11 protein-coding genes, 1 tRNA gene, 2 rRNA genes and 1 pseudogene are annotated in these 21,439 nt (G+C 57.7%); 5 read left to right on the top strand and 10 right to left on the bottom strand.

The window, feature by feature from the left end; translation table 11 throughout:
• Positions 1–11 precede the first annotated feature (11 nt).
• Genes murJ through BBKW_RS09750 form a run of 3 tightly spaced genes read right to left on the bottom strand, consistent with a single transcriptional unit; the run spans position 12 to position 4,521 of the window.
• Entirely contained in the window at positions 12–1,727 is a 1,716-nt protein-coding gene (murJ, locus tag BBKW_RS09760) for a murein biosynthesis integral membrane protein MurJ (RefSeq protein ID WP_033501593.1), read from the bottom strand.
• Positions 1,724–3,895 carry a DUF6049 family protein gene (locus tag BBKW_RS09755; RefSeq protein ID WP_048349555.1) on the bottom strand — a complete coding sequence of 724 codons (2,172 nt, stop codon included), beginning with the start codon at positions 3,893–3,895 and terminating at the stop codon, positions 1,724–1,726. Before BBKW_RS09755 ends, murJ begins: the two co-directional genes overlap by 4 nt.
• Positions 3,859–4,521, bottom strand: coding sequence for an NUDIX hydrolase (locus tag BBKW_RS09750; RefSeq protein ID WP_033501594.1), 663 nt, complete (start codon positions 4,519–4,521; stop codon positions 3,859–3,861). The genes BBKW_RS09755 and BBKW_RS09750 overlap by 37 nt, the downstream gene beginning before the upstream one ends.
• Before the next feature lie 73 nt (positions 4,522–4,594).
• Here BBKW_RS09750 and BBKW_RS09745 point away from each other — a divergent pair, with 73 nt between their 5' ends.
• Complete coding sequence (locus BBKW_RS09745) at positions 4,595–6,016, top strand: CCA tRNA nucleotidyltransferase (protein ID WP_033501612.1); 1,422 nt, start codon at positions 4,595–4,597, stop codon at positions 6,014–6,016.
• Between the two features lie 105 nt (positions 6,017–6,121).
• On the opposite strand, the gene BBKW_RS09740 is transcribed toward BBKW_RS09745, so the two are convergent.
• The 7 genes from BBKW_RS09740 to BBKW_RS09710 form a co-directional block, all read right to left on the bottom strand.
• Complete coding sequence (locus BBKW_RS09740) at positions 6,122–6,745, bottom strand: LytR C-terminal domain-containing protein (protein ID WP_033501595.1); 624 nt, start codon at positions 6,743–6,745, stop codon at positions 6,122–6,124.
• Positions 6,746–6,788: 43 nt separating this feature from the next.
• Positions 6,789–7,697 carry a 4-(cytidine 5'-diphospho)-2-C-methyl-D-erythritol kinase gene (locus tag BBKW_RS09735; protein WP_033501596.1) on the bottom strand — a complete coding sequence of 303 codons (909 nt, stop codon included), beginning with the start codon at positions 7,695–7,697 and terminating at the stop codon, positions 6,789–6,791.
• Complete coding sequence (gene rsmA, locus BBKW_RS09730) at positions 7,694–8,623, bottom strand: 16S rRNA (adenine(1518)-N(6)/adenine(1519)-N(6))-dimethyltransferase RsmA (RefSeq protein WP_033501597.1); 930 nt, start codon at positions 8,621–8,623, stop codon at positions 7,694–7,696. Before rsmA ends, BBKW_RS09735 begins: the two co-directional genes overlap by 4 nt.
• Before the next feature lie 74 nt (positions 8,624–8,697).
• Positions 8,698–10,203: an aggregation-promoting factor C-terminal-like domain-containing protein gene (locus BBKW_RS09725; protein WP_033501598.1), complete on the bottom strand. Its 1,506-nt coding sequence runs from the start codon at positions 10,201–10,203 to the stop codon at positions 8,698–8,700.
• Between the two features lie 276 nt (positions 10,204–10,479).
• Positions 10,480–10,553 (bottom strand) — tRNA-Thr (locus BBKW_RS09720).
• A gap of 152 nt (positions 10,554–10,705) precedes the next feature.
• Entirely contained in the window at positions 10,706–11,689 is a 984-nt protein-coding gene (locus BBKW_RS09715; protein WP_033501599.1) for a DsbA family protein, read from the bottom strand.
• 160 nt (positions 11,690–11,849) lie between these two features.
• Positions 11,850–13,919 carry a serine/threonine-protein kinase gene (locus tag BBKW_RS09710; RefSeq protein WP_033501600.1) on the bottom strand — a complete coding sequence of 690 codons (2,070 nt, stop codon included), beginning with the start codon at positions 13,917–13,919 and terminating at the stop codon, positions 11,850–11,852.
• A gap of 347 nt (positions 13,920–14,266) precedes the next feature.
• On the opposite strand from BBKW_RS09710, the gene BBKW_RS10655 reads away from it, so the two are divergent.
• The 4 genes and pseudogenes from BBKW_RS10655 (at position 14,267) to BBKW_RS09695 (ending at position 21,398) form a co-directional block, all read left to right on the top strand.
• Positions 14,267–14,593 carry a hypothetical protein gene (locus BBKW_RS10655; RefSeq protein ID WP_128832430.1) on the top strand — a complete coding sequence of 109 codons (327 nt, stop codon included), beginning with the start codon at positions 14,267–14,269 and terminating at the stop codon, positions 14,591–14,593.
• A gap of 65 nt (positions 14,594–14,658) precedes the next feature.
• Positions 14,659–15,558: pseudogene (locus BBKW_RS09705) on the top strand (glycoside hydrolase family 3 N-terminal domain-containing protein); the annotation flags it as partial.
• Between the two features lie 775 nt (positions 15,559–16,333).
• Positions 16,334–17,860, top strand: a 16S ribosomal RNA gene (locus tag BBKW_RS09700).
• 460 nt (positions 17,861–18,320) lie between these two features.
• A 23S ribosomal RNA gene (locus BBKW_RS09695) occupies positions 18,321–21,398 on the top strand.
• Together the 16S and 23S rRNA genes form the textbook arrangement of a ribosomal RNA operon.
• The last annotated feature ends 41 nt before the right edge of the window (positions 21,399–21,439 follow it).

The following is a 21,439-nucleotide window of genomic DNA, read 5'->3' as shown; positions in this document are numbered from 1 at the left end:
TCTACCTATGGTCACTCGCCGTTTTCGGCGTCGCCCTGTTCCAGTCTATCGTTGGGGCTGGTCGGCTTGCGAAGTCCGGGAATACGTGAGGAAATCAGCGCGATCGTCTCGTTGAATTCCTCGGAACGCAGCAGCCGCAACATGCCCACGTAAACGATGAAGGTCACTATGGCCAGCGGCGCGGCGCATGCCACTGCCTGAATCCAGTTCATATGACCGTCCGCCGCTCCGATTTGGGCGCCGACAAGCTGGTAGACGCTGTCACGTACCGTCATGCCGATGAACATGGTAGCTGCTGCCGCGCCAATCGATTTCAGATATGAGATGGCTATGTGCGGACCGTCGATATTGTTTTCGAATCGTTTGCGCAGCATGGCATACAGGATGGGGATCGGCAGTATGTAGCTTATGGCTCCTATCACGCCGATCATTGTCGCCCATTCGGTAGGGGGGAGTAGTCTCGCGCCGATGATCACGCCTACCGCTTGAATGCCCATGGCGAACAGCATGAAAATGAACGGCGATTTGCCGTCTTCGAATGCATAGAACGTGCGCTGGATAATCAGATACGCGCTGGCGAACGGAAGTCCTACGCCAAGCGTGACCAACGGTCCCGCCATGAGAATCGCCTCTCTGACGCTCACAGACGGCAGCAACGCGAGAATGATCGGAACGGGCATCACTGCGAAAGCGACCGAGAAATAGCACATGATTACGCCCATATTGCGCAGTGCCTGGCTTAGATCGGCGCGCGCTTCGGCGATATTATGGTCGGCGATCGCACGGGATATCTTCGGGAAAATCGCGGTTGCCAGCGAAACGGCAATCAGCGAATACGGCAGCATATAAATCGTGTACGCGTTCTGGTATGAGGCATTGCCGGCCACGTCGAGCGGATTGATGCCGAACTGCTGCTGCGCGAGCATCGGCGCGTTGGTGGACGTGCGCGTGATTACGATATTGGCGAGCTGGTCGATCACGACAATGCCGACACTCCAAGCCGCGACCGGACCCATGGAACGTAAGCCGATGCCGCGAAGTCCGAATTGCGGACGGTATTTCAGTCCGATTCTGGTCAGCGGAATGAACAATACCAACGCCTGGAATGCCACGCCCAACGTCCATGTTCCGGCCGTCAAAGCGATTTTGTCAGCGGTCCAGAAATCAAGCGGATGTTCCGTGGCGCGGCCGAACAATGCGATGAATGTGCCGAAACCGATGCAGCTGATGATGTTCGCACCCACCGAACTCCACGCATACGCGGTGAAATGGTCTTTGGCCGCAAGAATCTGGCCGATCACCGTATACAGGCCATAGAAGAAGATCTGGGGCATGCACCACAGGGTGAACGAGGTTGCCAACGCCATGGTTTCCGGGCTGCCGTTCACATACAGTCTGGTGAGCAGCGGAGTGCACAGTGCCATCAGAATCGCCACCGCCAACAACATGGTGATGGCGAGCGTGATGAGCTTGTTGAGCTTGGTTTCGGCGTCTTTCGCCTTCAACGTGCGCACGATCTGCGGTACGAGCACGGCGTTGAAGATACCGCCGGAAACCAGGGTGTAGATGACCTGCGGAATCATGGATCCGGCCTGGTAGGCGTTTGCCGCATAGCCGGTGGTGCCTAAAGCCCAGGCGAGCAGAATGGTACGGATTTGCCCGGTCACGCGCGAGGCCGCGGTGCCGGAGGCCATGATCAGTGAATTACGGCCAACGGAAGAACTCATTCGTCGGGATCCTTCTTACGGTGGAATTGGCGCCACAGTCCCAAAGCTCCAAGCAGCACGGCGATGCCGATGATGATGAAGCCGCTTTTGTCGCTGATCTGCAATGCGCTGGTGATGTGGGTGGTTTGTGTCGCTCCGAATGTGATGCCCTGCCTGTCCTGCAGGCTGAGTGTGGCATCCGCGGTGCCGGAGGTGGCCACACGGATGGTGAACGCCACTTGGGCTTCGCCGTGCGCGGGCACTTCCACGGTGTCGAAACGCGAAGTGACGATCTGCATGGAGTTGGTCAACGATGAGACTTTTACCGTGACCGGATAGGGGTGGCTGTTGCTGATGGTAACGGGCATTTGCGCGGTTTCGCTGACCACGTTGACGTTTTCCGTCGGTGTGATGGCCACGCCGTTGATGAGCAGGGACGCCAGTTGCCCGGCTCCTTCCACCATGGTGCTTCCGGCTGGATTTTCGCCGCCTAGCGCGTGCAGGGCCATGATGCCGTGCGCGTCGACGAGCTGCCTGCGCCACGCTTTGAGGCCTGCGGGGGCCTGTTTGGCATCGTCGGCGATGTCGGTGAGGATGGATGCGTTGAATCGTTTGATGTCGTTTGTCGAGGCCGCCAGCGTGTTGAGCGTCTGCCTGAGATTGGCTCGCGTCGCATCATTGATTCCGTCGGATTGCGGCACGATCGCGGCTGCGTCGTCGCCACTCAAAGCGGGGTCGGCGTTGCTTAATGTGTTCAGATCGGTGATGTTCAACCATGGCGATTGTTCGACGTCCGTCATCAGCGCGTCCACGACGGCCGGATCGGAATTGTCGCTCAGGTAGACTAGCAGGTTGCGTTCCGCATACGGCTGTTCCATTTGGTAGAACGCGCTTTGCGCGACGAATCGTGCGAGACGCCCGGCCGTTGTTCCCTCGCCATTCGCTTCGGCGTCGGAACTGGTCGCCTTGCCCTGCGCAAGGTCGGAAAGCACGCTTTGTGCGGTCAGTACGGTGACGTCGCCCGCGTCGGTGGCCACTATGGCCTTGCCTGTTTCCGCGGTGGTCGCATCGCTTTCTTCGAAATCATGCGTGGCGATGACGGTGTCGTACCCCTGCTGTTTGGCTTTCGTAAGCGCTTCAATCGTCCAATTGCCGGTGCCCTGCCATGCATACGTGGCCATACTCGCGTTCGGGTCACCCAACGCCGATTGGTAGCTTTTCAAGGCCTGTTTGGCGCTCCATTGCGAGGTGCCGACGCCTGCCGAATCATAGGTTTTGCTGTCGTTCAGCGCGGAATAGGCGGTGATGTCGAACAGGGCCGGTTGCGTGATGCCGTCGACTTGCGTCGGCATCGACATCGCCTTCAGATAAGTCGGATCGGCCACCACCTGCAGTTTGTCATGCTTGGTGAACGTCTGTTCCAGAGACTTGAGTCGTGCCTCGTCTTCTTTGCCGGGGACGGCGATTTTCGAAAGTTCCGCGGAGGTGACGCCACCTTTGTTGACGAGTTGTTCCAGCATGGTGTTGTCGGTGGTCCATCCCTGCGCTTCGAGCGGCTGCACGATGGTTATATTCATCGCGGGCGTGTCGGGGGTGTTGAGTCCGGCTCCGGTCCGTGTTGCGAAAGTGTGTGCTTCGTCTTGCTGGACGCCGTCGGCCTCATAGTTGAGCGTGACGGGCTTGGGACCCCAGGAGTGGATGGATGCCAGTGCTTCTTGGCTTGATTCCGCGTCGATGCGCACGTTCGCCGAAGCTCCCGGCTGAAGCGCGGGAACCTCGCTCTGGCCCACGATATCGGGCGTTGGGATCTGCCCGATGCCTTCCGACCATTCCTGGATATCGTTGCGCGACACGAACGTGTAGAAGGCGTTCATGGCGAGGGTCAGCGTGCCCGATGGGATTTCCTGATCGGTGGTGTTGGTCACCGTTGCGCTCAGATGGTAGCCGGAAGTGTCTGTCAGCACGGCTGTGGAAGAGTCAATCGACAGCATGGCTCCCGATTGTGTTTCCTGTTTTTCCTGGGTTTCTTCGGCTTCGGCATGTGGCGTAGGTGCATATAACAACATCAACGCCATGGTCATGACCATGGCGAGGATTGCCGAAAGGGCACGTATGCCGTGCGGAACGTTCCGTTGTGCGGGTTGATTCACCTTCACGCCTGTCTGTTGAGTTTCCTTGCGTACAACCATGCTATCTTTCGTTCGTTCGGGTAGCTGAGAACGTCGTCCAAATCAGCAAAATCCACCCAAATCGCGTCTTCCGCCTCATGATCCGGGTCGCCTTCCACCGTCAGCTCGCCACCGATCTGGCGCAATGCGAAATGATGCACCAGTTTGTGCACACGCTGGTTGGTTCCCGTGAACCAGTAGTCGATGGTGGCGATGGAATCGATCACTTCACCCAAAATGCCGGTTTCCTCATGTACTTCGCGAACGGCGGTTTGCTGCGGTGTCTCGCCTTTTTCGATATGACCTTTCGGCAGGCACCATTCCAAATGCCCGCTGCGTGAATGACGTGCGATGATCGCCACACGCCCCTTGTCGTCGAATACGAGACCGCCCGCCGAATATTCGCGTACCACCGGCAGTTCCTGCGCGTCGAGCGAGGCGAATGTGGTCGGACCGTCTGTGGCGCGTCGCTGCGGCATCATTGCTGGGGTGGGTGCGCTGGGCGTGATGATGGTCTCTTGCCGCAAGGAAACGGACTGCGATGTGTATAGCAGTTTGTCCGGTGCCATCGGATTTTGGGTATGGTCGTCCGCAGCATGGGCAAGCATGCGTGCAAGGTCTGCGGGCGTAATCATGATTCCAACCATACTCAATTCTGTGTGCAGGTGGGGTAACGGTATGCTGGTAGGGCAGAAACTTGTGGTGCCGGAAAGGGATGGCGTGAACTTCGAAGTGTGGCCAGAGGCCATTGAATTAGGGCGTATGTTCGCCGAAGAAGGCTATGAATTGGCGTTGGTGGGAGGCCCCGTTCGGGACCTGCTGTTGCATCGCAAATCGCATGATTTGGATTTTTGCACATCGGCGCGTCCTGAGCAGTTTGAACATATTTTGCGCCGTTTCGGGCGTGATGGCTTTTGGGATATGGGACGCAAATTCGGCACGTTGGGTGCGATGCGTCGTCGTGAGGATGGCACGGAAGTGCAGGTTGAGGTAACGACCTACCGTTCCGACACGTATGACCCCGACTCGCGCAAGCCGGAAGTCAATTATGGCGACACGCTGGAAGGCGATCTTTCCCGCCGTGATTTCACGGTGAACGCCATGGCGTTGCGCGTGCCCGAATTGGAATTCGTCGACCCGTTCGGCGGTGCGAACGATTTGGCCAAGGGCGTGTTGCGCACACCGGTCGATCCTCGTCAGTCATTCGACGACGATCCGCTGCGCATGATGCGTGCCGTGCGTTTCGTAGCGCAACTGGGCTTCCGCATCGAACCGGAAACCGCTGAAGCGTTGACCGACATGGTCGATCGCATCGAAATCGTTTCCGCCGAGCGCGTACGCGACGAACTGGTCAAAATGCTGCTGTCCGATCGCCCGCGTGCAGGTATCGAAGCGTTGGTTGATTCCGGTCTTGCGGATATTGTCTTCCCGGAAATTCCGGCATTGCAGCTCGAAATTGACGAACATCATCGCCATAAGGACGTATTCGAGCACACCATGATCGTCATTGATCGTGCTGTCGCTCTCGAAACCGGCCCGGACGGCCCTGTGCCAGCTCCGGATCTGACGTTGCGTTTGGCTGCGCTCATGCATGACATCGGCAAGCCGAAGACCCGTCGTTTCGAGGCGGGTGGCAAGGTGAGTTTCCATCATCATGATGCTGTCGGTGCGAAAATGACTCGCAAGCGTTTGAAGGCTCTGCATTTTGACCATCATATGGTCGAGGATGTCAGCGAGCTGGTCAATCTGCACTTGCGCTTCCATGGCTACGTGGAGGAGCCGTGGACGGATTCCGCGGTCCGTCGTTACGTCAAGGACGCAGGCCCGCTGTACGAGCGCCTGAACCGCCTTACGCGTGCCGATGCGACCACGCAGAACAAGCGCAAGGCCATGGTGTTTTCGTCGGCGATGGACGAGATGGAACAGCGCGTGCGCGATCTGAAGGAGAAGGAGGATTTCGACGCGATCCGCCCTGATCTGAATGGTGACGAAATCATGCAGCTACTCGGCATTGAACCGGGGCCGCTGGTTGGCAAGGCGTATAAGCACATGCTGGAATATCGTCTCGATAACGGCCCGGTCGAGCGTGATGTCGCTGTTGCCGAGTTGAATCGCTGGTACGAGGAGCAGCAGTCCGAATAATCTGCCTTCTGATCGCACAATTTCAATATTTTGACCGCACGATTTGCATTTTCGAATGAAAAACAGAATCGTGCGGTCAGTCTGCAAATCCACAGGCTCAGCAAATCAAACTGCGTCGTGTTCGGGAGCCTTCTGTACGTCGGTCATCTTGTCGACGGTAACGCATCCTTCGAAGCTTTCGATCTTCTTGCCGGCGGTCGGCACTTGCTTCTCATTCTGCAGATTGTCGAAGGTCGCGCCGACCACAACGTCGATTAGCATATCCTCACGATCGTCCATCACCATTTTCGCGTCGGTGAAGTTGCTGTTCACCGTGTACGCCTGATTAATGGCGTTCTTGCCGAAGATAATCATCGTGCGCTCCACCTTGGAACTGGTGTAGTTGCCGGCGGCCTGGGTGTTGAACTCGCGATTCTGCAGCGCGCTGCTGACGGCTTGTGCGAAGCCGGAGAATTCAGTGCCGTTGAGCACGCGCACGGTGATGTTGCGGTTCTCCACGTACTTGCCTTTGCTGCCGTCCTGTTCCTGAGCGGCACAAGGAGCCTGCTGGCCGTGATTCGGCTGTACCGCAGCCGACTTGACTTTGCCCAATCCTCCAACATGGAAGAAGAACAGCAAGGAAATCACCAATGCGACCGTCAAAATGGCGCCGGTGATGGTGAACGCCACCTTCTGACGGCGGCGAATGTACTGTTTGCGCGCGGCGCGCTCGTCGTTAGCCTGAGTCATGTACGAGTCCTTCTCCAAAAAACGGTTGATTTCAACCTTACTGTTACGCGATGATATGCGCAATCGGATGGGCCGGCGCCTTGGAAGCGATGATGCGGTCGACGCAACGGCTTTGCTGCCATGCCGACTGCACGGCGCGTGCGGCTTCGTCGGTTGGCACGAATGCGATTACGGAAGGGCCGGATCCGGAGACGAACGCTTGCTTTGCGCCCGCCCGCAACGCTTCGTCGATTGCCTGTCCGCTGCGTGGGTGCAGTGAGATCGCCGCTTGTTGCAGATGATTGTTGTCTCCTGCGCCGGCACCGATTTGGTCGAACATGGCATACACTTCCGGCGTGCGCAGTTCCGCCTGATACGCGCCGACCAGCAGACGGCCCGCAAAGCCCTGTTTCGTCAACTCGCGCACGTCGTTGCTGTGCTCGCTGAGCTGTTCGATCCGCTCGCCGAAGCCTGCGCCTCGCGCGTAGCCTCCGGTCAGGCAGAACGGCATATCCGCGCCCAATGTAGCGGCGACCTGTTGCAACCGTTCGATGGGCCAATCAAGATTCCATAGCGTGTTCAACGCCAGAATCGTGGCGGCCGCATCGGCGGAACCCCCCGCCATGCCTGCGCCGACGGGAATGCGTTTTTCGATGTTCAACGCCACGTCCGGTTCATGGCCGCTCGCTTCGGCCATGGCGAACAGGGCGAGCACTGCGTGGTTGCGTCGCATGTCACTGCCGGATGAGGCCAGATCACCAAGATATGCTCCATCAAGATTCAATGAGAAACCGGCTCCGGGCTTTTTACTGCTGGCGGTGACGGTGTCGTATACGCCGACGGCGCAGTAAATAGTGTCCAGCTCGTGCCGGCCACCCCATTCGCTGCGTGGCGCCCCCACGTGCAAGGTCAGATTCGTTTTTGCAGGGCAGTCCACACTGACTTCATTGATTGCGTTGCCGTTGCCGCTCATGCTTCCGGCACCTCGCCTATGGCGCGTGCCAGTGCCACGAATTCGTCAATGGTAAGCGTCTCGCCACGTCGCGTCGGATCGATGCCTGCCCGCTCAAACGCTTCGGAAGGTACGATTTTCTTCAACGCGGCATGCAGGGTTTTGCGGCGCTGCCCAAACGCGGCGTCGATGAGACGGAACACGGTTTCGCGATCTACCACGGAACCGTCGGGATTATTGGCGGAAGGTGTGTGCCCGCCCTCGTATCGTTTGAACAGCACCAGCGCGGAATCCACATTCGGTGCCGGCCAGAACACATTGCGCCCGATAATGCCCACGCGTCCCGCGGTGCCGTACCATGCGAGCTTCACGCTTGGAGTGCCGTAGATCTTTGAACCGGGCTTTTCACTCAGTCGGTCCGCGACTTCCTTCTGCACCATCACCAGAAAAGTTCCGAGATTGTCGAAACGTTCCAGCAGCGTCAGCAGAATCGGCGTGGCCACGTTGTATGGCAGATTTGCGACGAGCGTGAACGAATCGTCATTATTGAAATCAGGTAGATTTTCCGGCGTTACGGTCAGTGCATCACGGTTGACTACACGGAAACGATCCACCGCATCCGGCATGAATTCGGCGATGGTGCCGGGCAGTCGTTCCGCAACGGGCGGGTCGATCTCCACGGCGGTCATCGTCGCCCCAGTTTCCAAAATCGCCAATGTCAGCGAACCCAATCCAGGTCCGACTTCCAGCACATGATCGTCGGCGGTCACACCCGCCTCGCGCACGATGCGACGAACCGTGCCCGGGTCGATTACGAAATTCTGCCCGAATTTTTTTGTCGGGCTGATACCGGCCTCGGCTGCGATACGGCGAATGTCAGCAGCCCCCAACAGGCGGCCTTGCATAGTTTCGTCGGTTTCGTTGGTTTCGTTCGCGTTTTCTGTCATTACCTCATTATCCGTTCAACTGGTATGAAAAAGTGTGCGTTGTTACGTTTGCGTATTGTTGCGATCGGCGTTGTTTAATACCATCCAACTTGTTCGGAATGCTCCCATGCCTTCGATGGGCTGCCGTAGCGTTGCGCGATGTAGCTTAGGCCCCAGTCGATCTGTACGGCCGCATCGTCACGCCAGTGTGCGCCGAATGCCGCCATTTTGCTGCCTGGAAGCGATTGCGGGATGCCGTAAGCTCCGGAAGATGCGTTTTCCGCATACCACAGCCAGCTCGATTCGCGGGTCCACAGTTTCACCAGATCGGTCCAGTTTTGTCCGGTCCAGCCATATTGCGCCGCGGCTCCGGCCGCGTAGACCTGTGCCTGCGCGGGGGAGGGGTGGTAGAGGCGGCATCCCGCTGAAGGATCGGAAGGTTGCGGTGTCGGGGTGGGCGTAGGGGTCGGATTCGGCGTGGGCGTCGGATTCGGCGTGGGGGTCGGGTCTGGAGTTGGTGTCGGATCCGGGTCCGTCTTCGATCCGGAATCGTCCTTCGTGCTGTCGTCTTTCTTGTTGTCGCCCGAATTGTCCGTATTGTCGGAATTATTGTTCGAATCGTTTTTCTTGTCGGAATTATCGGAATTGCTGTTCTTATCCGAATTATCGTTTTTCCCGGAATTGTCGGAATTGCCAGCATCTCCGGAATTGCCGGATCCGCCATCCGACCCCGAATCGTCGGAAGATGCTGCCGGTCCTACTGCGACGATCCGGTCAAGGGCGATTTTTGTGGTCGTTTCGTTGGTTAGCGTCTCGCTTTCCTTCTCGCCATCCACATACGTGACGTCGTACGTTTGCTGAATTTCGCCTTCCTCGCCTTCCTGCCTGACTACGACTTCGCCAGGCTGCAGACTGGGGTCGATGATGGTTTGCGTGCCGAATGGCACCGCTTTCGTGCGTGTCTCCTCGCCGTGCGTCACGCGGCGGACGCGCAGAATTGTTTCGCCGTTGTCTTTTTCGACGCTGACGCGATCCTCCTTGTTTAGCGTGATGCCTTTGGAGTCAAGAATGGAGGCCGCCGGCAGTTTGCCATTTGGCGCTTCGGAGCTTTGCCCGTCTGAGATGACGGTGACCGGTCCGTTTTGGTTGATGATCAGTCCGCCGGTGAGTTTGTTGTACACGTTGTCGATACTGACGGTGACTTTTGCCGCGTCTGCTTCGTTTTGTTCGAAAAAGCCGATTAGCTGTTCGGCGCTGGTCGCCACTGTCCAGAAAGGCACTTCCTGCCCGTTGATGGTGATGGTGGTCTGGTAGGCGCTTCGTACCGTAACCACGTCATGGTTGCTCAGCATGCTGGTGGGGCTGGTGGATTCCACAAGATCATGCGTTTTGACCTTCACACCGCGTTCCTGCAGCAGACGGTCGACGCTCATTGCGTATGTGGTTACGGTGGTGGTTTCGCCATCGATGGTCAGAGCTACGGTTTTGCGCGCGCCTACGCCGAATGCGAGCATCGAGGCGAGTGTCAATGAGACCACGCATGCCGTCACACGAACACGCCGAAGCGTCACAAATCTCCGGGGGGTCCACCTTCTCGTCATACGTCCTCTTTCCAGCGACTGTCTACATCGCCGTCATTGTAACGGTCAGATCGGGACGAATGGCATGGGGTCCGCTGGTTTTATCTATACCGCCACATTTTCGAGGAAAAGGAATAAAGAAAAAGGGGGGCAGGAGAGAAGGGGATGTCCTGCCCCCTGTCCGGACAAGGCAGGTTGGGGGAAGCCTCGTCCGGTCGCCAGAAGCCATAAGTTGGGGGAAGGCTTCTGGATCACTTACCCATGGTAAGAGGTCAAAGCCCGTTGAAACGGGTTTCGAGCCTCCTGTCGGGATCGAACCGACGACCTGCCGCTTACAAGGCGGCCGCTCTGGCCATCTGAGCTAAGGAGGCTTGTGCCGCTTTCTAGCATAATGCATAAAAATGGCAACGATTGAATAGAGTAACCAGCGTGCCCGATGCCGTCAACTTAGAACTGCGTTTTGGCTGACACGCTGGCGAGTAGGGGGCATTATTTTTCGATTATGAGGATTGAGTGGGGCTAATCACTCGCCAGTGGTGTTGGAGATCGGATCCTTGTCGGAGCCGATGGAGGGCATTACGCCTTCCTTTCCAATATCGTCTGAATTGATTCCGATGGCCTCCAGCAAGCCTTCCTCGATGGTCTCCTGCGCGGTGCTCAGCTGGTTCATATTCCAGAACTTGCCGTTTATGGTCACCGTTGGGGTGGTCATGCTGTCTTTGTAGGTTCCGGACGCGTTCCACAGTTCGGAACGCTTCGGCGTATAGGTGTCGATGGCGTCAAGCCAATCCTGGTAGTCGCGACCGAACGCCTTGTTCGCCACATCCTCGGAAACTCCCGAGGCGATCATCTGTTCCTTGATCTGATCATCGCTGACTGACTTGTAGTTCGAGCTTTCCTCAGGCTGGAAATCTTCGGCGTACATTTTTTCCATGAACGTGATCAGGTGCGTCGGATTGCTGTCATGTTCTGCCAAGTAGATTGCGGCATTCGCGGCACGGCTCGAATATTCGTCAGTGGACCATCCATCCAGGAACGCCATGAAATGCAAGTCAAGATTGATCTGCCCCGCATCGACCATCTTCTGCAGATCCGCATCAAGCTGACGATGCAGGTTGCCGCAACCCGGGCACAGGAAGTCCATGTAGATCGCGACCGTCGGAGCGCCGTCGACGGACTTGCCGTAACCATTCTTCGAAATCAGCAGTCCGCCCTTGTCGTCGACGAGCTTTGGCGTGTTTTTGACCTTCTGCAGCTTGTCGTATGCCTCTTCCACGGTTTGGGTGGGAGCCTGGGTTTTGGCATTCTTGTGCATGTTGTGATACACGGTGAACGCGCCGATCGCCACCAGGATCACCAGTACGGCCACCACGATGGCGCCGATGATGGTCTGCTGCTTGCGTTCCTTTTCCATCTGTTCGGCGCGGGCCTTCATGGCCGCGGCCTCAGCGGCCCTACGCTCGGCGCGGCTGGCGCGCTTCTGCGCATCCTTACTGTTCTGGGCCATCCACATTCCTTTCGATGTTTCATCGTTTGTTGCGCACCATAGTAGTGTGGGCGTGCTATCGCTGAATGAAGTATTTCGTAAAAGCTTACGTTGTCATACTACGTGCGATTGTCTGATGTTTTTCTGAGGATTGCGAACGTTTGCCGATTCTTGGTTTTCACTACATTTCATACGATTCCGCAGGAGTGCTGGATTTCGGGCGGCCACGTAGCGTTCCAGCTCCCAATCGCAGCGCCAGAGCCCCTGGAGTGAGAGCGCATATCAGCCAACCGATGGCGCAACAGCCGGCTTGTACGACACCGCTTTGCGAAACCGGTCCTTCAATCCAAGTCGGCAGTGGAATCGTGAATCCGAATATCGAGGTATCCACCATGGCGAACGGTAATTGCAGCGCGACTGTGGCGATCGCCAATCCCAATGTGGCGATCGCGGCCATGATCAATGCGCGTAGCACCGCATAGCCCAACCCTTTGAGCACATGCCAAGGCAGCGTGGCCGCGCGTGCAAACCAGTCGGAGGCTTTTCGGTTGCCTCCACGGCGGCCTTCACGCTCCAGCTGCGCTTCCATATTGAATCCGATGGTGGCGAGCAGCCAAGCCAGTAGTGCACCCGCAGCCCAGGCCAGCCAAGTCGAGAACAAGCCGAACAACGCCACAGGAATGGCCAGAAGCGCGCAGAGGAGCGTGCCTCGGCTCAACAGTTCGCCACGAAGCACGTCGGCCGGATTCGGCGGTTGCGGCGCATTCAGGTTGAACGGGGCCGCTGGGGACGCCTGCGTAATCGGAGTGGCCGGCATAACTGGCATAGTGGACGTTGGTATGTCTTGCGCCTGCACGTTTTGCGCCTTTTCAACCGACGCATTCGGTATTACCGCCGGTGGTCGTTGGTTGGCAATGCGTTGTAACGCCGGTTTGATGGCCGGATCGATTTGTGTGGCTTCTTGAGTGGGATTCCACGCATCCTGCACCGGCATCACCCGCGTGGATTGCGGTGCGTCCTGTGGCGCATCTTGCGGCAGCACGCTGGTATCTCCGCTATCGACAGGCAGCATGACAGGCAGCACGCGCGTGCCGGTGCCAAGAGGAATCGTCGTGGTATGTGCGTTGATATCCATGACCGAGGTGTCGGCATCGGACGCATCGGCAATAACAGTATCGGTTATGTCAGCAATACCGGTTGTGCCGATTGTCTGTGTGGCCTCAACGAATTGCGGCAATGTGCGCGTCCCGATGGCGTCTTCGCCCGTTACATGATCCAGCGCCCGCCAAAGCTCTCGTGGATTATCAGGCGATTCAGCAAAAGGGGGCATCGCCTCCGATATGCCGGCAGTGGAACCCGAATCCGAAGCGGTATCCGCAGCATCCCAAGCTTGCGGATTCAACGCATCCAACGCAATCGCTTGCAATAATTCGTCGGGCGTGCAACGTTTCGTACGATCCGGATTCAACGCTGAACGGAACGCGGCCATGGTTCCCGCCGGAAGCCCGACCAAATTCGCGTTTCCCGCAGCGGCACGCTCCAACACGGCCATCATCGGCTTCGTGCCGAACACCGGTTCGCCGGTAGCGGCAAACGCCAGCACGCTCGCTACCGACCACCAGTCACTCATCTCATCGGATTCCGCGCCATCAATGATTTCCGGTGCGATGAATCCCGGAGTGCCCATAACCAAACCCGTGCGCGTCACATGGCTTTCGCCCTCGCCCATGGCAATACCGAAATCCACCAACACCGGTCCGGTATTCGACACCATCACATTCGTCGGTTTGATATCGCGGTGCACAATACCGGCCGCATGCACGGCCTTCACCGCCTCGATCAGCTTGCGTCCCAACCGTTCCAGATCGTCGCCCACATACCGGCCGTTGGCTCGCACATCCTCACGCAGATTCTTGCCATCGATCAGCTCGGTCACAATGAAGGCCAGAGCATCATCCAATTCCATATCCACAATGCCGCACACGCCTGGATGACGCACTTTCTGCAGCGCCATCGCCTCCCTGCGCAGGCGCTCGCGTGCGGTCAGCTGATCGCGGGAACGCTCGCCGGATGCATCTTCCTCGGCAAGGGAATCGCGCAAGATCTTCATCGCATACTGGTGTCCGCCGTCATCGCGCACACGCCAGACCGATCCCATTGCCCCCGATCCAAGCCGTGAAATCAACGTATATCCGCCAACGAGGCTGCCCGCCTCCAGATTCAATGCGCTTAAGTCGCTCATGGAACCCATGGTACTTGCCTTACGCAGGTTGCTGTTGGAATAGCTCGCTTCAGCGCGCAAAAATCATCATAAAAATGCGATTGCGCAGTTGAGTTGCAATTAGGGCGACGTTTTTCCGTAATATGGCAACGATATCCGGTCATCAAATCGGCAGTCGACAGTAGGCAAATCAACGATTGACGGTCAATCCGCGAAAGAACGCATATTGTTCCATATGCATGCGTGTAACGGAATCATATGTGCACGAACGGTCGTTTTGCATGCGCAAGTGGTATGCAGATTATGCACGCGAAACGACAGGCTGGGAAAAATCAGAGTACTTTTTCCGCGGATTTTAGTGAAATCGAGATATCGACATGAAGAAGTGTCTTCACTTCTGGAAATCATGCGACGCGGGGCAGCGTTACGCGGTTTCCATGATGCTGTCCGGTCCGCTGGCGACGCTGCTCAACAACGCGACACTCACGAAGTACATGCTGTCTGACGCTACTGTTTCCAAGGCTAATGAGCTGGCCAAGGAAGTGCAGTCGGAAGCTATCACCATGCTGAAGAATGATGATTCCAACCTGCCGCTGAGCAACAAGAAGGCCGGAACCATTACCTACAAGAACAACTCCAAGGATTATGATGACTTTCAGGATGGTGGGCATTTCCTGCAGCTGAGCAAGACTGAGCGCGACTGATTGACCTGGTCACCAAGAACTTCGACAAGGTCACGTTTGATGTGACCGTCACCAACACTGGCGACACCGTCGGCAAGATCCAGCTCACCGATGCTGACGGTCCAGCCTCGCTGAACAACAACTTCACCGGCGTTGGCTCCATCGGCTTCCCGGCTTCCACCGCATTCGCCTGCACTTGGAACAAGGATCTGGCCAAGCAGTTCGGCGAGATGATCGGCGACATGGCTCATGACATGCACGTTGCTGGTTGGTACGCTCCGGCTATGAACATCCACCGTGGCGCTTTCTCCGGCCGTACCTTCGAGTACTTCTCTGAGGACTCCCTGCTCTCCGGTGTTATGGTTTCCAACGAGATCGCCGGCGCTAAGGAGAAGGGCGTGTATTCCTTCATGAAGCACTTCGCTCTGAACGATCAGGAAACCAACCGTACCAACATGGTGTGCACCTGGGCGGACGAGCAGGCCATCCGCGAGATCTACCTCAAGCCGTTCGAGATGAGCGGGAAGGAAGGCGGCGCACAGGCCGTGATGAGCTCCTTCAACTACATCGGTTATACCTATGCCGGTGCCTCCAACAACCTGCTGAACACCGTGCTCCGTGACGAGTGGGGCTTCAAGGGCTTCGTCCTGACCGATTACTTCGGCGGCTACGGCTACCAGAATGGTGATCAGGAGATCCGTAACGGCAACGATTCCATGCTGGCCACCACCAAGAACACCAACCACATCACCGACAAGTCCGCAACCTCCGTGAAGGCCATGCGTACCGCTACTCACAACATTCTGTACACCGCCGCCAACAGCTGGCAGTATGCAGATGGTGAGCCGAAGGTCGATACCCCGATCTGGAAGACCGCCATGTACGTGGCTTGGGGCGTGACCGCTGTTCTGGCGATCGCACTCGAGGCTCTGGCTATCAAGCGCTACATGGATCGCAAGAAGGCCAAGGCTGAAGTCTCCGCCTGATTTCGCTTTCTTCTAGTGGGTCAACATCAATAACTGAATAACAACTGAAATACATCAAGGGTCGCCGACTTCCCCAGTCGGCGACCCTCGCCGTATTTCAGAGCAACCACAGCCAGGTTTATATGGGTCTTTGCTGTATCTCCGTTTTTTGGAATCAAACTTTGCTATGTGAGATTGAATCCGGGCATGCGTTGCGTGGCCTGGTTGTGTTTGCTTGTTTTCTTCTTCTCCTGTTTCCTTATCGTTCTGTTTTGTCTGGGATTTTTCTCGGCCAATACATGGCTGGTTGGTTGATGAGTCGGTTATGTATGCGGTGTTGCGGCGGTGACGCGTCGTGTGGTGTTTGTTTTTGGTTCACGTGGTCGTTGTTTTCGTGTTCTAGACTGGCCGTGCGGCCGTTCGGAGGCCGTTTTCGACACGCCGAGGGATTGTTGTGTTTCCAACGTTTCCCGGCGGTTTCCGCATGCCCGGGTTGCGTGGGTGGCCGGTTTCGTGTAAATTGACTCTTCGCTGCCGCTCGGCGAGTGGTTCCCTGGTTGGGGTTCCGTGAGGTGGGTGAGTGGTGGTGGTTTGAGAACTCAAGAGCGTATTTGTACTACTTCTTTATAGTCAATGATTGCCAGTCCGTCTTACGGCCCGCGCGTGTTGTTCGCGTGTGGGTGCCGGGAGGCCGGTCAAACGGGACGGGGTTTTTGCGGACAGTCCGTTTTCCTTATAAACGGATGTCAATTTTCTTATTTGAGAGTCACATGTTGGTTCTCTTCATGAAAGGTTTTTTGTGGAGGGTTCGATTCTGGCTCAGGATGAACGCTGGCGGCGTGCTTAACACATGCAAGTCGAACGGGATCCCAGGAGCTTGCTCCTGGGTGAGAGTGGCGAACGGGTGAGTAATGCGTGACCGACCTGCCCCATGCACCGGAATAGCTCCTGGAAACGGGTGGTAATGCCGGATGCTCCATCACACTGCATGGTGTGTTGGGAAAGCCTTTGCGGCATGGGATGGGGTCGCGTCCTATCAGCTTGATGGCGGGGTAACGGCCCACCATGGCTTCGACGGGTAGCCGGCCTGAGAGGGCGACCGGCCACATTGGGACTGAGATACGGCCCAGACTCCTACGGGAGGCAGCAGTGGGGAATATTGCACAATGGGCGCAAGCCTGATGCAGCGACGCCGCGTGCGGGATGACGGCCTTCGGGTTGTAAACCGCTTTTGATCGGGAGCAAGCCTTCGGGTGAGTGTACCTTTCGAATAAGCACCGGCTAACTACGTGCCAGCAGCCGCGGTAATACGTAGGGTGCAAGCGTTATCCGGAATTATTGGGCGTAAAGGGCTCGTAGGCGGTTCGTCGCGTCCGGTGTGAAAGTCCATCGCTTAACGGTGGATCTGCGCCGGGTACGGGCGGGCTGGAGTGCGGTAGGGGAGACTGGAATTCCCGGTGTAACGGTGGAATGTGTAGATATCGGGAAGAACACCAATGGCGAAGGCAGGTCTCTGGGCCGTTACTGACGCTGAGGAGCGAAAGCGTGGGGAGCGAACAGGATTAGATACCCTGGTAGTCCACGCCGTAAACGGTGGATGCTGGATGTGGGGCCCGTTCCACGGGTTCCGTGTCGGAGCTAACGCGTTAAGCATCCCGCCTGGGGAGTACGGCCGCAAGGCTAAAACTCAAAGAAATTGACGGGGGCCCGCACAAGCGGCGGAGCATGCGGATTAATTCGATGCAACGCGAAGAACCTTACCTGGGCTTGACATGTTCCCGACCGTTCCAGAGATGGGGCTTCCCTTCGGGGCGGGTTCACAGGTGGTGCATGGTCGTCGTCAGCTCGTGTCGTGAGATGTTGGGTTAAGTCCCGCAACGAGCGCAACCCTCGCCCTGTGTTGCCAGCACGTCATGGTGGGAACTCACGGGGGACCGCCGGGGTCAACTCGGAGGAAGGTGGGGATGACGTCAGATCATCATGCCCCTTACGTCCAGGGCTTCACGCATGCTACAATGGCCGGTACAACGGGATGCGACACGGCGACGTGGAGCGGATCCCTGAAAACCGGTCTCAGTTCGGATTGGAGTCTGCAACCCGACTCCATGAAGGCGGAGTCGCTAGTAATCGCGGATCAGCAACGCCGCGGTGAATGCGTTCCCGGGCCTTGTACACACCGCCCGTCAAGTCATGAAAGTGGGTAGCACCCGAAGCCGGTGGCCTAACCCTTCGTGGGATGGAGCCGTCTAAGGTGAGACTCGTGATTGGGACTAAGTCGTAACAAGGTAGCCGTACCGGAAGGTGCGGCTGGATCACCTCCTTTCTACGGAGTTTTTTTTCAGGACGCCGGCTTGGCGTCCGTCGTGCGGCCCATGCGTCGGGAACGGTTCCCGGTTTCGCGTGGGCGTGCTGGTGTGGAAGAGATCGTTGGCTTCGCGGGTTCCTTTTGTGGGTCCGGGGAGTGGTGCGGATATGCTTTTGGGTTCCCGGACCGCCACCCGCGACTTGGTCGCGCGCGGTTTTCCGGGTGTCCCCTTGGGGCGGTCGGCCGGCCGGTGTGCCGTGTCCGGATCGTTTCTTGGGTGCGTGGTGGTTTGAGAACTGGATAGTGGACGCGAGCAATGCGATGGCATGTTTCTTGCCGTCGTTTGCTTTATCGCGATTTCGCCAGGCTCTTCTTTTTGGAGTCTGGTTTCGAGATCGATCGTTTTGTGATCATTGTTTACAGTGTGATGATCTGTCGTCTGGCGTGGAGAAGCTTATCATCAGGTTTTTTCGGGGCGTGTGCCGCCCTGAAGGGCGTATGGTGGATGCCTTGGCAGACAGTACCGATGAAGGACGTTTGAGGATGCGATAAGCCTCGGGGAGCCTCCAACATGGCTTCGATCCGAGGATTTCCGAATGGGGCAACCCGCCGGCCGTCATGGGCCGGCACGGAACCGTGTTGTTCCGGGGGTACGCAGGGAAGTGAAACATCTCAGTACCTGCAGGAAGGGATACTCCGTGAGTAGTGGCGAGCGAAAGCGGATCAGACCAAACCATGGGCGCGTGATACCCGTCGGGGGTTGCGTTCGTGGTGTTGTGGGAGCGTGTGTCCCGGTTCCGACGGACCGGGCGGGAGTCATAAAACGGCTTGCCAGGGGAACAGGCTTGAAGGCCTGGCCGCAGAGGGTGCCAGCCCCGTACCTGGAAGCTTGCCGTCTTCCGATCATGCGTCCCAAGTAGCGCGGGCCTCGTGGAATCCCGTGTGAATCGGCCCCGACCGTGGGGTAAGTCTAAGCATACCTGTCTGACCGATAGCGTACCAGTACCGTGAGGGAAAGGTGAAAAGCACCCCGGGAGGGGAGTGAAAGAGTTCCTGAAACCGTGCGCCTACAATCCGTCGGAGCCTCCTTGTGGGGTGACGGCGTGCCTATCGAAAAATGAGTCTGCGAGTCAGTGGTGCGTGGCGAGGCTAACCCGTCGTGGGGGAGCCGTAGCGAAGGCGAGTCTCAAAAGGCGTTTTGAGTCGCGTGCCCTGGACCCGAAGCGGGATGATCTAGCCCTGGGCAGGTTGAAGCGCGGGTAAGACCGCGTGGAGGACCGAACCCACCTGGGTTGAAAACCGGGGGGATGACTTGGGGCTAGGGGTGAAAGGCCAATCAAATTCCGTGATAGCTGGTTCTCTCCGAAATGCATTTAGGTGCAGCGTCGGTTGATTGCATCGCGGGGGTAGAGCTACTGGATGCTTGCGGGCCCGTGTGGGGTACCAATAGCAGCCAAACTCCGAATACCGTGGATGTGTATTCCGGCAGTGAGTCGGCGGGGGATAAGCTCCGTCGTCGAGAGGGAGACAGCCCAGATCGTCGTCTAAGGTCCCGAAGCGTGTGCTAAGTGGGAAAGGATGTGGAGTCGCATAGACAGCCAGGAGGTTGGCTCAGAAGCAGCCATCCTTGAAAGAGTGCGTAACAGCTCACTGGTCTAGTGGTTCCGCGCCGACAATGTAGCGGGGCTCAAGCACACCACCGAAGACGCGGCAACGGCCTTTGTGGCTGTTGGGTAGGAGAGCGTCCCCCGAGGGGCGAAGCGGCGGCGCAAGCCGGCCGTGGACTTCGGGGGAGTGAGAATGCAGACATGAGTAGCGAGAGACGGGTGAGGATCCCGTCCGCTGGATGACCAAGGGTTCCGGGGCCACGTTCGTCGTCCCCGGGTGAGTCGGGTCCTAAGGCGAGGCCGACAGGCGTAGTCGAATGGATGAACGGGTGGATATTCCCGTACCGGCAGCGAACCGCAAGAGCCGAACGGATGAGTACTAACCTCCGGTCGCGTGGCGTCGTTCCCTTCGGGGTTCGGGGCGCGCGGTCGTTGGGAATGTAGTCCTGGTAGGTTAGCGCACAGGGGTGACACGGAATGGGAGCCGGCCGCGGAGGTGGTTTTCCGTGGTCAAGCACGCAGCCCGTCCCATAGGCAAATCCGTGGGACATGTAGGGTGAGGTGCGATGATGGGCGCCTTTTTGGCGCGATATCCGGTGGTCCAGGCCGTCGAGAAAAGCCTCGGCGCGAGGGGCGTTGCCGCCCGTACCCCAAACCGACACTGGTGGTCAGGTAGAGAATACCAAGGCGATCGAGCGAATCCTGGTCAAGGAACTCGGCAAATCACTCCCGTGCCTTCGGTATAAGGGAGACCCCTGATGGTGATGGAACTCGCTTCCGGAGCTTTCGGGGGTGGCACAGACCAGGGGGTAGCGACTGTTTACCAAAAACACAGGTGCATGCGAAGGCGCAAGCCGCTGTATATGCACTGACGCCTGCCCGGTGCCGGAAGGTTAAGAGGATCCGTCAGCCCTCGGGCGAAGCGGTGAATTCAAGCCCCGGTAAACGGCGGTGGTAACTATAACCATCCTAAGGTAGCGAAATTCCTTGTCGGGTAAGTTCCGACCTGCACGAATGGCGTAACGACTTCCCCACTGTCTCGACCAGGAGCTCGGCGAAATTGCAGTACGAGTAAAGATGCTCGTTAAGCGCAGAAGGACGAAAAGACCCCGGGACCTTTACTATACCTTGGTATTGGCGTTAGGCGCGGATTGTGTAGCATAGGCGGGAGGCTTCGAAGCGGTGGCGCCAGCCATCGTGGAGCCGCAAGGTGAAATACCGCTCTGTTCTCGTTTGACGTCTCACCTCGAACAGTGATCCTGTTCAGGGACAGTGCCTGGCGGGTAGTTTAACTGGGGCGGTTGCCTCCCAAAGAGTAACGGAGGCGCTCAAAGGTCCGCTCAGCCCGGTTGGCAATCGGGTTTCGAGTGTAATCGCACAAGCGGGCTTGACTGCGAGGACGACGGTCCGGGCAGGGACGAAAGTCGGAGATAGTGATCCGGTGCCGGCGCACGGGCGCGGCATCGCTCAACGGATAAAAGGTACCCCGGGGATAACAGGCTGATCATTCCCAAGAGTCCATATCGACGGGATGGTTTGGCACCTCGATGTCGGCTCGTCGCATCCTGGGGCTGGAGCAGGTCCCAAGGGTTCGGCTGTTCGCCGATTAAAGCGGCACGCGAGCTGGGTTCAGAACGTCGTGAGACAGTTTGGTCTCTATCCTCTGCGCTCGTTGGAATCCTGAGGAGGCCTGCCCATAGTACGAGAGGACCTGGGTGGACGGACCTCTGGTATGCCGGTTGTCGCGCCAGCGGCATGGCCGGTTGGCTACGTTCGGGAGGGATAACCGCTGAAAGCATCTAAGCGGGAAGCCTGCTCCAAGATTAGGATTCCTTGACGCTCCTCGGAGCGTCCGAAGCCCGCATGTTGAACACGTGTTCGATAGGCCGGGGGTGGAAGTCCCGCGAGGGATGGAGCCGACCGGTACTAACGGGCGAACGCGGCACACTTTCCGATCCATGTCTGGTGGGTTGGGTCTCGTCCTGTGGTG

It is taken from the genome of Bifidobacterium catenulatum subsp. kashiwanohense JCM 15439 = DSM 21854, from assembly GCF_001042615.1.
GTDB classification, from domain to species: domain Bacteria; phylum Actinomycetota; class Actinomycetes; order Actinomycetales; family Bifidobacteriaceae; genus Bifidobacterium; species Bifidobacterium catenulatum.
This window is presented reverse-complemented; position numbering and strand designations above follow the sequence as displayed.

What these genes read in the sequence shown, in the direction of transcription:
- BBKW_RS09735 (WP_033501596.1), bottom strand. Translation starts at nt 7,697, where the DNA reads ATGAGCGGCAACGGCAACGCAATCAATGAAGTCAGTGTGGACTGCCCT.
- murJ (WP_033501593.1), bottom strand. Translation starts at nt 1,727, where the DNA reads ATGAGTTCTTCCGTTGGCCGTAATTCACTGATCATGGCCTCCGGCACC.
- rsmA (WP_033501597.1), bottom strand. Translation starts at nt 8,623, where the DNA reads ATGACAGAAAACGCGAACGAAACCAACGAAACCGACGAAACTATGCAA.
- BBKW_RS09740 (WP_033501595.1), bottom strand. Translation starts at nt 6,745, where the DNA reads ATGACTCAGGCTAACGACGAGCGCGCCGCGCGCAAACAGTACATTCGC.
- BBKW_RS09755 (WP_048349555.1), bottom strand. Translation starts at nt 3,895, where the DNA reads ATGGTTGTACGCAAGGAAACTCAACAGACAGGCGTGAAGGTGAATCAA.
- BBKW_RS09750 (WP_033501594.1), bottom strand. Translation starts at nt 4,521, where the DNA reads ATGGTTGGAATCATGATTACGCCCGCAGACCTTGCACGCATGCTTGCC.
- BBKW_RS10655 (WP_128832430.1), top strand. Translation starts at nt 14,267, where the DNA reads ATGAAGAAGTGTCTTCACTTCTGGAAATCATGCGACGCGGGGCAGCGT.
- BBKW_RS09710 (WP_033501600.1), bottom strand. Translation starts at nt 13,919, where the DNA reads ATGGGTTCCATGAGCGACTTAAGCGCATTGAATCTGGAGGCGGGCAGC.
- BBKW_RS09725 (WP_033501598.1), bottom strand. Translation starts at nt 10,203, where the DNA reads ATGACGAGAAGGTGGACCCCCCGGAGATTTGTGACGCTTCGGCGTGTT.
- BBKW_RS09715 (WP_033501599.1), bottom strand. Translation starts at nt 11,689, where the DNA reads ATGGCCCAGAACAGTAAGGATGCGCAGAAGCGCGCCAGCCGCGCCGAG.